This window comes from Streptomyces sp. NBC_00443, from assembly GCF_036014175.1.
Taxonomy (GTDB): domain Bacteria; phylum Actinomycetota; class Actinomycetes; order Streptomycetales; family Streptomycetaceae; genus Streptomyces.
Genome location: NZ_CP107917.1, coordinates 8,257,278 through 8,270,213 on the forward strand (window position 1 = coordinate 8,257,278; position 12,936 = coordinate 8,270,213).

Annotated in this window: 7 protein-coding genes and 1 pseudogene; all 8 read left to right on the top strand. The window is 69.9% G+C overall.

Going from position 1 to position 12,936, the window contains the following annotated elements; genetic code table 11:
* Positions 1 to 109 precede the first annotated feature (109 nt).
* The 8 genes and pseudogenes from OHO27_RS37640 (at position 110) to OHO27_RS37675 (ending at position 12,837) form a co-directional block, all read left to right on the top strand.
* Positions 110 to 2,041 carry an ATP-binding protein gene (locus OHO27_RS37640; protein ID WP_328429403.1) on the top strand — a complete coding sequence of 644 codons (1,932 nt, stop codon included), beginning with the start codon at positions 110 to 112 and terminating at the stop codon, positions 2,039 to 2,041.
* Positions 2,032 to 2,334, top strand: a complete 303-nt coding sequence (locus OHO27_RS37645; protein WP_328429404.1) for a hypothetical protein — start codon at positions 2,032 to 2,034, stop codon at positions 2,332 to 2,334. The genes OHO27_RS37640 and OHO27_RS37645 overlap by 10 nt, the downstream gene beginning before the upstream one ends.
* Positions 2,331 to 9,227 carry an eCIS core domain-containing protein gene (locus OHO27_RS37650; protein WP_328429405.1) on the top strand — a complete coding sequence of 2,299 codons (6,897 nt, stop codon included), beginning with the start codon at positions 2,331 to 2,333 and terminating at the stop codon, positions 9,225 to 9,227. Before OHO27_RS37645 ends, OHO27_RS37650 begins: the two co-directional genes overlap by 4 nt.
* A gap of 39 nt (positions 9,228 to 9,266) precedes the next feature.
* Positions 9,267 to 9,950 carry a hypothetical protein gene (locus OHO27_RS37655; RefSeq protein WP_328429406.1) on the top strand — a complete coding sequence of 228 codons (684 nt, stop codon included), beginning with the start codon at positions 9,267 to 9,269 and terminating at the stop codon, positions 9,948 to 9,950.
* Entirely contained in the window at positions 9,947 to 10,675 is a 729-nt protein-coding gene (locus tag OHO27_RS37660; RefSeq protein WP_328429407.1) for a hypothetical protein, read from the top strand. Before OHO27_RS37655 ends, OHO27_RS37660 begins: the two co-directional genes overlap by 4 nt.
* Before the next feature lie 11 nt (positions 10,676 to 10,686).
* A pseudogene (locus OHO27_RS37665) lies at positions 10,687 to 11,069 on the top strand (hypothetical protein).
* Positions 11,062 to 12,201 (top strand): hypothetical protein, encoded by a 1,140-nt coding sequence (locus OHO27_RS37670; RefSeq protein ID WP_328429408.1) that lies wholly within the window; start codon positions 11,062 to 11,064, stop codon positions 12,199 to 12,201. Before OHO27_RS37665 ends, OHO27_RS37670 begins: the two are co-directional and overlap by 8 nt.
* A gap of 99 nt (positions 12,202 to 12,300) precedes the next feature.
* Positions 12,301 to 12,837 carry a phage baseplate assembly protein V gene (locus OHO27_RS37675; protein WP_328429409.1) on the top strand — a complete coding sequence of 179 codons (537 nt, stop codon included), beginning with the start codon at positions 12,301 to 12,303 and terminating at the stop codon, positions 12,835 to 12,837.
* Positions 12,838 to 12,936 lie beyond the last annotated feature (99 nt).

The following is a 12,936-nucleotide window of genomic DNA, read 5'->3' on the forward strand; positions in this document are numbered from 1 at the left end:
CACTTCGGCCGCTTCGGGTTCTTCGGGAACTTCTGGCGCTTCGGGAACTTCCGGCGCTCCGGGAACTTCTGGTGCTACGGGTACTACTGGCACGGAAGGCGGACCCGACGTGGGCGCGAAGCTGATCGAGGAGATCAGGCGTGTTCTGTCCCGGATCGACGCCCATGCGGCCGGCGCCGCAGAGGCGACGGACGCGGAGGCCGTCACTTCGACGAGCCCGGCCCCCCTGGCCGCCCCCGGCACCGCCCCCCTCGACGCCCTCCTCACCTGCTTCGGCCTCACCCCCTTCGAACGCGACCTGATCCTCCTCGCCGCCGCCGACGAACTGGACCCCACGACGGCCGCCCGCTGTGCCGCGGCCTGCGGCGACCCGCAGCGGGCGTACCCGACTTTCTCGCTCGCCCTGGCCGCGCTCGCCGAGCCGCACTGGAGCGCACTCACGCCGGTCGCGCCGCTGCGGCGCTGGCGGATCGTCGAGCTCGACGACGAGTCCCGGCTGACGACCTCCCGACTACGCCTCGACGAGCGCATCCTGCACTTCCTGTTGGGCTCGCCCTACCTCGACGCCCGCCTGCACGGCCGCCTGCGCCGCACCCCGATGCCGGAACAGCTGCCGCCGTCGTACGACGTCGCCGCGAGCCGGGTCGCCGAGGGCTGGACGACCGGGGCGAACCCCGACGCGCCGCTGCTCGTCGAGGTGACCGGCGGTGATCTGCGCAGCCGTGCCGACATCGCCGCCGCGGCGGCCGCCCGGTCCGGGCTCGGGCTGTACGCGATGGGCGCCGAGGACATCCCGGCCGACCCCGCCGAACGCGACGGGCTTGCCCGGCTCTGGCAGCGCGAGGCGATCCTGCTGCCCTCCGCGCTGCTCGTCGAGGTCGGCGAGCTGGACCGCGACCAGCGGGCGGCGACCGAGGCGTTCCTGGCCGGAGCCGCCGTACCGGTCGTCGTCTCCAGCGAGGACCCCCTGCGCACGGACCGCCCGCACGGCGCACGGGTGGCGGTACCCCGCCTCGACGACGACGAGCAGACCGACCTCTGGGCCCAGGCCTTCCACCCCGTCGCCGACCTCGACGACGGCGAACTGCGCTCCCTGGTCGCCCAGTTCCAGCTGCCACCGCACGTCATCCGGTCCGCCGCCGCGACCGTACGCCGCCGACTGCCGTACGAGGACTCCCTCGACGCCGCCGAACTCGCCTGGCGGGCCGGCATGGAGGAGGCCCGGATCGGCATGGACGAGCTGGGCCGCCGGATCGAACCGGGGGCCGGCTGGGGCGACCTCGTCCTGCACGATCGGCAGACCAACGTGCTGCGCGAGATCGTCGCGCATGTACGGCAGCGGCCCACCGTCCACCAGGAGTGGGGCTTCGCGGGCACCCTGCGCCGCGGCCTCGGCGTCACGGCGATGTTCGCGGGCGGCTCCGGCACGGGCAAGACGCTGGCCGCCGAGGTGATGGCGAAGGAACTCGGCCTCGACCTGTTCATCGTCGACCTCTCCCAGGTGGTCAGCAAGTACATCGGCGAGACCGAGAAGAACCTCCGCCGGGTCTTCGACGCCGCCGAACGCGGCGGCGCGCTGCTGCTGTTCGACGAGGCCGACGCCCTGTTCGGCAAGCGCAGCGAGGTCAAGGACAGCCACGACCGGTACGCCAACCTGGAGGTCAGCTACCTGCTGATGCGGATGGAGGCCTACCGCGGCCTCGCCATCCTCACCACCAACATGAAGAAGGCCCTCGACACCGCCTTCCTGCGCCGCATCCGCTTCGTCGTCGACTTCCCCTTCCCGGCCGAGCACGAGCGCGCCGAGATCTGGCGCCGCGTGCTCCCGTCCCGGGCCCCGGTCAAGGGCATCGACCCGGGGCTCCTCGCCCAACTCACCGTCGCGGGCGGCTCGATCCGCAACATCGCGCTGTCCGGGGCCTTCCTCGCGGCCGAGGAGGGCGACCGCCTGCAGATGCGGCACATGCTGGCGGCCGCCCGCACGGAGTACCAGAAGCTGGAGCGCTCGCTGACTCCGGGGGAGGTGCGGGGATGGGTGTGAACGGGGAGCCCCGCACGGACAAGGAACCTCGTGCGATCCGCGTCGAGATCGGCGAACTCGCCCTCCACGGCTTCCGCGTGGACCCGGAGCGGGTGTCGGACGCCTTCGAACGCGAACTGACCCGCCTGGTCCACGCCCACGGCGTCCCGCTGGCCACGGACGGCGCCCTGACCCTCGAAGCGCTGTCCGGCCTGCCGCCCCTGCCCGCCGGCCTGTCCGCCCGCCGCCTCGGCCAGCAACTCGCCCGCGCGGTGCACGAAGGGCTCAGCGGCCACGGGGAGGTGACCCGGTGACCTCCCCGTCCCAGGACGCCCATGCCGAGCAGGCCGCCGAACAGCGCCGCCGCAAGCGCAAGGAGCGCGCCGCCAAGTCCCGTACGCCCGAGCCGAAGGACATCGTCAGCGGCGCCGGGCAGCCTCTCGACCCCGGTGTACGGCGGGAGTTGGAGGAACGGCTCGGGCACGACCTGAGCCGCGTGCGGCTGCACACCGGCCGTGACGCCGGGCAGCTGACCGAGTTGCTCGGCGCGGACGCGGTGGCCGTGGGCCAGGACGTCTTCTTCCGCGAGGGCACCTTCAAGCCGGGCACGGACGAGGGCCGCCGCCTTCTCGCCCACGAGCTTCTGCACACCGTGCAGAACCCGCACGGTCTCGGGGCGCTGCGTGCGGGGCGGGAGCTGGGGGCGGTGAGCGTGCCGCAGCAGGCGATCGAGCGGGAGGCGGAGGCGGCGGCGCAGCAGCTCGTGTCCGGGCAGGACCACGATCCGCAGACTCCGGAGGTGGAGGTCGGCCAGGCGACGCCGGGGTGGCTGCGCTACGCGACCGTGGACGCGGACCGGCGCCGGATGCAGGAGCTGGACCCTGCGACGGTGGTCGATCGCTTGGCCAACACCGTCCTGCGGTCGCTGCGCGGTGACCCGGAGGACCGGTCGGGCAGGGCACGGCTGCACTTGGCGCGGATGTCTGCGCAGGTACAGGACGTCGTCCTCGACCGGCTGGAGACCCGAGTGCCCGCGCCGGTGCTCGACCGGCTGCTGGCGGATGTCGAGGAGCTGGAGCAGGCGGGGCCCTTGCCGCTGGATGCCGCGGCGGCGCCCTTGGCCGTGCCCGGCGCTGCGGACGAGGTCGCGCAGGAGCGCCGACGCGACGAGACCGCCGAGGAAGGCCCGGACGCGCGCGAGCAGCAGGAGGGCGCCGAGGGCAGGCGCGGGGAGGACGAGCAGGAGGAGCCCGGCGAGGGCGGTGTCCAGCCCGGGACCGAGGGCCGTGCGGGAGGCGCCGGCGACGGGAAGGGGAGCACGTCCCCCGAGGATGCCGCCGTGCAGGACAAGGAGGAGGCTGGGGCGCGGGACCAGGATCGGTCCCAGTCCCAGCAGGCGGACAAGGACGCGTCCGCCGGCGAGGAGAAGAACGCCTCCGCGCAGGACGAGCAGCAGAAGGCCGCGGACGACGGCACGAAAGAGGACGAGGCGAAGAAGGACGCCGCCGAGGAGGACCGCGAAGAGGCCGGAGGCCAGGAGGAAGCCCCGCCGGAGCCGGAACAGCAAGCGGGCGAGCAGCAGGCACACCAGGACGAGGGCCCGGCGGTCGCCTCGAGCGCCGCGGCCGCCCCGATGCCGGTCGACAGGAGTGGCGCCGAGCCCGGCGAGAGGTCCCGTACCGGCGGCGACGCCGGGCCGCTTCGCCCGGGGGGCGATCCGGAGAATGAACAGGACGCGGACGACGAGCCGTTGGGGCTCGACTCGGAGCAGACCGAGCAGGAGCCGACCGCCGACGAGGACACCTCCGAGGCGGCCCGCGGCAACGAACCCGTCCCCGACGTCGACCTCGTCGGCTACACGGATGCGGCCAGAAACCCGGGCCTTGTCGAGGAACGGAGGAAGGGCACCGCCCCCCGGCCGTCCCTGCCGTCCACGGACGCCGGACCGGTGCCTGACGAGGCCGAACCCGTCGGCCCGGAGGAGACACCGGCACGTTCCGGGGCGGACGACGGGTCCCAAGGGCTCGCCGACCAGGACCTCTTTGCCGGAGCGTCCTCTGAGCAGGACGTCGGGCCGGACGGCGGCGGGTCGACCTCCGGCATCGGCGCCGACGGGTCCGGGCTCAGCACAGCGTCCTCTGCAGGGGGCATCGGCGACACATTGCAGGCGGAACAGCGTACGGAGGACGCTGCGGCCCGTCGGCGGGACGACGAGGCCCGTACCGCCGATGGCGCGGGCCCCGGTGGGACCCCGCCGACAGGTGAGCCGGCCGGACCCGAGCGACTGGCCAAGGCGGACGAGGACGCCCGCACGCAGGACGCGGGTTCGTCCCAGGCGTCGGGTAAGGCGGTGGCGGGCGGCAGCAAGTCCGAAGACTCCTCGAAACAGGGATCCCAGGCGGCGGGTACCCCGGCAAAGGGCGAGAGCGCCCCGGCGAAGAGCGCGACGGAGCCGGGTGCCGGAACGGACAAGGAGGCCGCGAAGCCGGCCGACAAGGGCGAGGACAAGGCGGGCGGCACCGGCACCGGCACTGGCACTGGCACCGGTGCAGATAGCGGAACGGGCAGCCCGGACACTCCTGGCACCACGCCGACCCCGACTCCCGACGACCGGGAAGTCACCGACGGCAACGGGGATGCCACCGCACCCGGACCGGAGACCGGCCCGGACAAGGTCTCCACACCGGGACCGGAATCCGCTCCGCGACTTGCGCCGGGCAATGGCCCCTCACCCATGTCCGCTGCGGAGGCGAAGACCAACACCCCCAAGGCTGGGGGATCTTCGGGTTCCGGGGGAGGGGCTTCCGCCGCCCGGCCGAAGTCATCCGGCAGCAAGCGCCAGGCCGCACGGCAGGTCGCGCGAAACGCCCGCCGAACCCCGGGCGGCGGGGGCGGCGGAGGCCGCTCGTCCACGGCTCCGGCCCCGGCAAGGGGCGGCCGTGGACGCGGGGGTGCATCGGCCCCGGCGAAGTCCAAGAAGGAAACCGCCGCACCGGATGTCTCGAACGCCACGCCCGAGGCGGGACTCGCCACGGCCGCCGGCCTGAAGCCGCATCAGATGCTTGACACGCTCAAGGGCGTGAACGGATCTGTCGGCCGCTCGGTCGACAAGGAGCGTTCGGCACTGCGTAAGGCGCCGCCGAAGGAACAGCGCCCTTCCGGCTCGCCGCGCACGGTGCCGGGCGGCCCGACGTCGGCGGCTCCGGGCACGTACACCAATGCCAAGGTGGCCCGGACCGACGCCGCACCGGGCAAGACGCCCGAGATCGCCGGTGACCAGAAGCCGGAAGGCGAGGTACCGGGCGCGAACGTGCCCGAGCCCAGCTGGTGGGACATCGCCGTCACCATCGGCGCCCAGCTCTTCGGCAAGCTTCTGAAGGAGATCCTGCCGCTCGACGATCTGATCGACTCGATCCTCGGCCTCCCCACGAAGGACGAGGGCCTCCAGAACGCCAAGGTGGGTGACGCGCCGCGACTGCCGCTGGACAATGACTCGGACCCGCAGCGCACCGACGAGCAGGGCCAGAAGCTCGACGAGCGGAAGTCGGAGTTGCACCGCTCCGGCCGGGAGGACGCGGCCCGCCCGATGGGCGAGGACCAGATCTACCCGGATGTGCCCAAGGAGACCCTGACCGGCAAGGTGCCTGGCGGCAACGGCAAGAACGGCAAGGGTGCCGGGCGCACGATGACCGGTGGCGGGGTGCCGATCGAGTCCGCGTCCGCCGTGGCCGAGCACGACCGCGGCCCGCAGATCCAGGCCGGCTTCAGCGAGGGTCGGCAGAAGATGGGGCAGGAGCGCAAGGCCAAGGACGACAAGGCGCACAAAGACCGGCAGAAGCACGATCAGGACCTCAAACGTGAGGTCGACAAGAGCGGCAAGCAGCAGTCCGATGCCCGGGACAAGGGCCGCTCCGACGTCGCCGACTCCCGCGACAAGTGGCGCAAGGAGCAGGACGACAAGACCGCGGACATCGACGGCAAGAAGGGCAAGAAGTACGACGAGGTCCGCAAGGACATCGACGACAAGCAACAGCAGACCGACAAGGACGTCGACAAGCGGACCGAGGACGACAACAAGAAGATCACCGACGAGCAGACCAACGCCGAGAAGGAGGCGGAGAAGAAGCAGGAGGACGGCAAGGACGACGCCGACAACTGGCTCGAAGAGGCCATCGAGAAGCTGAAGGAGTTCTTCGAGGGGCTCAAGAAGGCCATCAAGGGCATCTTCGAGAAGGCCCGGCAGCTCGTCACCGATCTCATCGACAGGTTCAAGCAGCAGGTCTTCAAGCTCATCGACGATGCCCGCAACTGGGTGATCGACAAGATCAACAAGTTCGCGGACGTACTGATCGCCCTCGGTGACGAACTCCTTGCCGACTACCCGGCGATGCGCGACAAGTGGCGCCGCACCATCGACGGTGCGCGTGACTGGGCCGTGGAGAAGGTCAACCAGCTCGCCGACGGGCTCAAGGAGATCGCGGGAAGGCTGCTGGACGGTCTGTGCGGGGCGCTGCTGGCGGGGCTCGATGTCCTGGAGACCGGGATGCTGGCCGCCGTCGAGGTCGCCGAGTCCGCCACGGTCGGTGCACTGGAATTCGGTGCCGCCGTCGTGGAGGGTCTCGGTGAGTGGGCCGCGATCTTCAATGACATCGTCTCCGACCCCGGGGACTGGATCAGCAAGGCGGGAGCCGCCGCGGACACCGGTGCCAGGGAGCACCTCTTCAACGAGGTCACCAGTGCGGTGAAGGCCTGGTTCAACCAGAAGGTCCAGGAGATCATCGGCATTCCGATCGAGGACTTCCAGGAGCTGGTCTCCGGCGGGGTGACGGTCGAGCAGATGGCTCAGATGGCGTGGGACGAGGCGCTGCCCCAACTCCCGGTCATCATCGGTGTGCTGGTCGTGGAGAAGGTCGTCGCGAAGCTGATCCCCGGCGCCGGCTGGGTCATGGCGGTCATCGACGCCTTGAAGACGGCGTGGGGTGCGCTGAGCGAGATCCTCGCCGCCTTCGGCCTGTTCATGGACTTCCTCAAGTCGGTCAAGAGCGGCAATGGCGCGCTCCCCTTCGCGAAGGCGGTGGCGGCCGGCGTCGTTGCCCTGCTCGAGCTGATCTACGAGTTCCTGATCGAGGGCGTCGGAAGGTTCATGGGCAAGGTGGCCGACAAGCTCGGCGACATGCTGAAGAACCTCCGCAAGAAGAAGGACAAGCCGGACGGTTCCGATGCTCCGCCGGCACAGCCGAACACTCCGGGCAAGCCCAAGGATCAGAACCAGGACCAGGACCCGGCGCCCACGACCAACGACCGCTCACCGAATCCGGACCGCCCGACCGACCGCGGGTCCGACCGTGACGACGACCGCGCCGCGCCGCGTCGGCCCACCACGAACCAGAAGTCCCGGCCACCCACGAGGCCGCGCCCCGGCAAGCGCTCCTCCCCGGAGAAGAAGCGCCCCTCACACACCACCCGCCCGAAGAAGCGCCGTGACGACGAGCGGCGCCGCGAGGAAGGCCGTGACGTCAACGCCGCCCGGAAGCGGGTACGCGATGCGGAGCAGCGCACTCGCAACGACAAGGACGACACCCCCGGCACCACGTCGCGCCGTCGGCCGGACACGGACCGTACGGACAGCAGCGGCCCCGGCCGGCGCCGCCGCCCCGGCGACCGGCGTACGGACGACCGCCGCCAGGACGACAAGCGGCGTCCGGACGAGAAGCGCCGGCCTGACGAGAAGCGCCGGCCTGACGAGAAGCGCCGGCCTGACGAAAAGCGCCGTCCTCACGAGAAGCGGACGGACGACCAGCGCCGCCCCGACGACCAGCGCACCGACGACCGCCGCCGGGACACCGACCGTGACCGTGACAAGGACCGCCGCCCCGGCAACCGCGTCCGACGTGCACGCCAGACCGTCAAGTCGGCCGTCAACAGGGCCCGCCGCGCCGCCGCCAAGCTCTTCGGCAAGGCGCGTCGAAAGGTCGGCAACCGCCTGAACGACCGGCTGCGCAGACTGCGGGACCAGTGGCGGCGTCGCAACGACCGGGATCGATTGCGGGATCGCCGCAGCGGCAGGCGACGCGAGGACGATGGCCGGAACCAGGCACCTCCGTTGCCTGAGGTGCGGTTCCGCATGCAGAACGACGAAGTCCACACGCTGCTGTTCGATGGGCGTATCAAGAGTTCCGACCTCATCGTGCGCAGTGTGCAGCAGTCGATGGCCGCCTTCTTCGCCGCGTGGCGCACCGAACTCCGCTCCATGGCCGAAGGGCCCGAGAAGACCTCGCAAGAGGAGGCGTTGGGAAAGGGCGAGACCCTGGCCAAGACGGTCGATGCCATGCAGAACAGGATGTCGCCTCGGCTCTCGACCGAACGCAGCGGGAAACGGACTATCCCTACGGACATTCGCTCAAGGGAGTACACACGACTCCGCGACCTGATGGTCAAGTTGGCCAGACTCCTCGAAGAGCGCGGTGCCAAGGACGGCGAGCTGCCGCCGCCGGTCTTTCCTCCGTTCGTGGACAACGTGCGGGGGAAGAGCTTCAAGGCCTACTACCTGCAGAAACAGATGCCGCGGGGCGAGACGGCAGGCAAAGCCAAGGAGGTTCCGCCCAATCCGGTCGGGTGGAGCAGCGCCCTTTCCAGGGAGCCCAACCACTTCGTGAAGATGCACTTGTTGCCCTGGCCGCTGGGCGGTCTGGCTTCGGGGTCCAACCTGGTGCCGGCTCACACTGGCGTCAACAGTCGGTTCCACCATCGCGTCGAGAACCATGCGAATACGGCGAGGAAGCAGGACGGCAGGGCGATTTGGTACACCGTTCGAGTCAAGTTCCGTGCCAATCCCCATGAGTTCTTCCCGGAGCACGTCACCACGAGGTGGAACCACCACTACAAGTCGGGAGGCAAGTGGAAGGAACGGCCGCCGATCAGTGCGCCCCCCTTCGGATACAACGAAGGTGTCCCTCTGCCGCGCCGTATCCAGGTGAACAACCAGAGCGAGCAGGACCTGATGTTCGAGAAATACTTCGGTGCTTCCACCGCGATGGCCAAACAGATCAGGAAGGTCGCTGCTCGGAAGAGGTTCCGCAACGTCAGGGACCTGACCGACAGGTTGGAGAAGCACCTGATCAGCACCAGCAGCCCGCTGCTGGGCGAATTCAAGGCCGTCAAGAGCAAGATCCGTGCGCGCCACATCGAAGGACTGATCTCCTATTGACGGCCACGCCGGCGAACCTCCGATGGAACGGAGCATCCCATGAATGATCTGACGGCAGGCGAACAGCGTCTGCAGAGCATGCTGGGCGAACTGCAGGATGCCCCTGACATCCGCCTCCACGCGGCGAAGCATGGTGAAGTCGACCCGGCGCGCGCGGACGCCGACGCGGCATTCGCCGGATTCGCCGAATCCACCGGTGTCGTCCTGGATCCACGGCTCAGAGCGTGCTTTCTCCGCTTCGGAAGGATCGGGGCCCGCTGGCGTCTGGAGACGTCACCCAATGGACTTTCCGGAGAGTTCAATGTGATGCATCTGTCGGATGTCTCGACCACCGAAGCTCCCCCTACCGACCTGGACAGTCTGACCCCGGCCGAACAGGAGCTGTACCAGGAGTTCCGGGTGATCGACGACCATCCGGAAAGCGGCACCGGAGCTTTCGCAGCTCTGCGACTGCGTCCGGACACCCCCAACCCGGAGATTTGGTACCACGACTTCCACGTGGGCGGATTCAGGCTGGACATCGACTACTGCCAGTACCTCGAGGTGCTTGCTGTCACCAAGGGGACGATCGGTTGGCAGTACCTGTTCTGTGATGTCGCGTTCGAGGATGACGACTTCCTCGAGGTCGGGGACGACATGAAAGAGATGCTCGAAGCCTTCCCCCGCCTCTTCCCCGCCCACGACTACACGGACCTGCGGGCCCGACTCGAGGAACGCCTGTGACCCGCTACGCCGACATCCCCAAACCCATCCGCTCCGGCATCGTCGTGGTCAACCCCGACACCGGCACCCCCCAGCGGATCATCGTCCTCCAGTTCAACCCGGACACCCTGGAACGCAGCGTCTCCCCCCAGTCCGCCGGAGACAGCGGCGACAGTGGCAGCGGCGGTACCGGGAGCGGTGACCGCAACGAGGCTCTCCGGCTCAAGGGTCCCGCCCAGGAGACCTGGAAGTTCACCGCGGAGATCGACGCCACCGACCAGTTCGAGATCGCGGCGCCCGACGGCATCCACCCGCAGCTCGCCACGCTCGAGATGCTGGTGCAACCGACCACCGCCCAGCTCCGTGCAGCGATGAAGCTGTCCCAGAAGGGGGCCATCGAGATCAGCCCGATCGAGATGCCGCTCACCCTGTTCACCTGGGGGAGCAAGCGGGTGATGCCCGTGCGGCTCACCGAGTTGTCCGTCAACGAGTCCGCCTTTGACGTGAACCTCAACCCGATCCGGGCCTCCCTCAGCATCGGCATGAAGATCCTCACCGTCAGCGACCTGCCCGCCGGCCACCGAGGCGCCGACCTGTACATGGCCCACCTCGCGCAGAAGGAGCGGCTCGCCGCGGCCGCGCGCGGCGGCAGCATCGGCTCGCTCGGGCTCGCCGGAGGCGGAGGGGGAGCCGGAGGCGTCTTCGGCACCGGCATCGGAACCAACGTCGCGTTCGGAAGGGGCTGAGGAGGACAACCATGGCTGAGATCGAGCCGTACGAGAACGCCCTGGACGCCATACCGGGAGCACACCCTATCCACGTACCAGCCGCTACCACGACGCCGAGATCGGCATCCATCGCCGTCCCGACGGCAGCGAAGTGCGGTACACCAAGCGCCGCTTGCTGCCCCCGCTCGACCCGACCCCCGACGGCGACCTCACCCAGCCCCACACCGTCGGCGCCGGCGAGCGTCCCGACCTGCTCGCGCAGCGGTACTTCGGCGACGTCGGCCAGTGGTGGCAGATCGCCGACGCCAATCCCGTACTGGATCCACGCGAGTTGACCGACGAGGCCGGGCGCGTCATTGACATCCCGCTGGCCGGCGGGTTCCCCGGCGGCAGGGGAGACCGGCGTGTTTGATCTGCCCGTGGGGCAGGGCCCCGTTCACATCACGCTCCTCATGGGGCCGAAGCTCGCCCGGCCCGTCCCGGCCGAGGTGACCGAGGCCCTGCTGTCCGCGCAGATCACCGCCACGGCGGGGGAGCGCAGCGGTTTTCAGATCGCCTTCGACCTCACCAAGAACGGGATCATCAGCCGACGGCTGCTGCCCGAGGGGTTCTTCGATCCCAAGACCCGGATCATCGTCACCGTCAGCGTCAAGGGCACGCCGGACGTCCTCTTCGACGGGCTCGTCGTCCGCCACGAGGTCGGCGCCAGCAACCAGCCCGGCCACTCCACCCTCACCGTCACCGGGGAGGACCTGACGCTGCTCATGGATCTGGAGGAACGCACCGCCCGGTATCCGAATCTCCCGCCGTCCGAGCGCGTGCTGAACATCCTGCGCCGCTACTCCGACTACGGCATCCGGCCCGACGTCTACACCGAGAAGGTCGCCCAACCCCCGCACCAGGACCTCCGCGTGCACTACCAGACCGGCACCGACCTCCAGTACGTCACCGAGCTCGCCCGTGCGAACGGGTACACCTTCTACCTGGAGCCGGGCCCCAACCCCGGGCAGTCCTCCGCCCGTTGGGGGCCGGAGGTCCGCCTCGGCATCCGGCAGCACGCCCTCAACGTCAACATGGACGCCAACTCGACCGTCGACCAGATGACGTTCGCGTACGACGGGACGGCCCGGGAAGAGCCGCAGGCCCGCTGGCAGAACCCCGAGACCCGGCAGTCCGCCCTGCTGCCGCAACCGTCGATCAGCCCGCTGCGCCCGCCCCTGGGCAAGCGGCCCACCCCGGCCCTGAAGCGCAGGACGCTCTCCGGCACGGCCAAGCAGCAACGCGAGCAGGCCGAGGCCGAACTCCTCGCCCGCGCCGCCGTGTCCGCCGACGTCGTCTCCGGCTCCGGCTCGCTCGACGTGAACCGGCACGGCTACATCCTCCAGCCTCGCCAGCTCGTCGGCGTACGCGGCGCCGGGCGGGCGTACGACGGCGACTACTACGTCAAGTCCGTCACCCACAACCTGCGTCCGGGCTCGTACCAGCAGAACTTCACTCTCTCCAGAGAGGGACTCGAGGCCCGCAGCGACTACGTCCGGCCGTAAGCCGCAGACACCCAGACACCCAGACACCCACACACCCACACACCCACACACGCCCACACACCCCACACCCCAGTCCCATCGACCAGGAGCACCTCCACCATGGCGGCACCCAGCAATCGCTACCTCGGCAAGTTCCGCGGCCGGGTCGTCAGCAACGACGACCCGCTGCGCATCGGCCGTATCACCGTCGAGGTCCCCGACGTCCTCGGCGACGAGCCGTCGACGTGGGCGCTGCCCTGTCTGCCGTTCACCGGGCCCCAGTCGGGGCAGTTCGTGGTGCCGCCTCCGGGGGCGGGCGTGTGGGTGGAGTTCGAGCAGGGGGATCCCAGCTTCCCCGTGTGGACCGGGTGCTGGTACGGGGCCGCGGACGAGCTCCCGCCCGACGCGCGCCGCGAGCTCCAGGCCGGCTCGCCCAACAAGCCCGTCGTCGTGCAGACGCCGCAGGCGCACAAGCTCGTCATGAATGACACACCCGGCGCCGAGCAGGGGATTCTGCTCCAGGCCCAGGGTGGCGCCTACATCCGCATCACCAAGGAGGCCGTGGTCATCTCGACCGGCGCGGGCGCCGAGATCCTACTGCGCGGCAATGAAGTGACCATCAACGAAGGCCAGTTGACCGTGCTCTCGAAGCGATGACCGGGATCCCCGCGATGACCGCGATCCCCGCGATCACGGTGATGCCCGCGACGAGAGCGATACAGACGATGAAAGCGACGAAGGAATACGGGGGACCAC

What these genes read in the sequence shown, in the direction of transcription:
- OHO27_RS37645 (WP_328429404.1), top strand. Translation starts at nt 2,032, where the DNA reads ATGGGTGTGAACGGGGAGCCCCGCACGGACAAGGAACCTCGTGCGATC.
- OHO27_RS37655 (WP_328429406.1), top strand. Translation starts at nt 9,267, where the DNA reads ATGAATGATCTGACGGCAGGCGAACAGCGTCTGCAGAGCATGCTGGGC.
- OHO27_RS37675 (WP_328429409.1), top strand. Translation starts at nt 12,301, where the DNA reads ATGGCGGCACCCAGCAATCGCTACCTCGGCAAGTTCCGCGGCCGGGTC.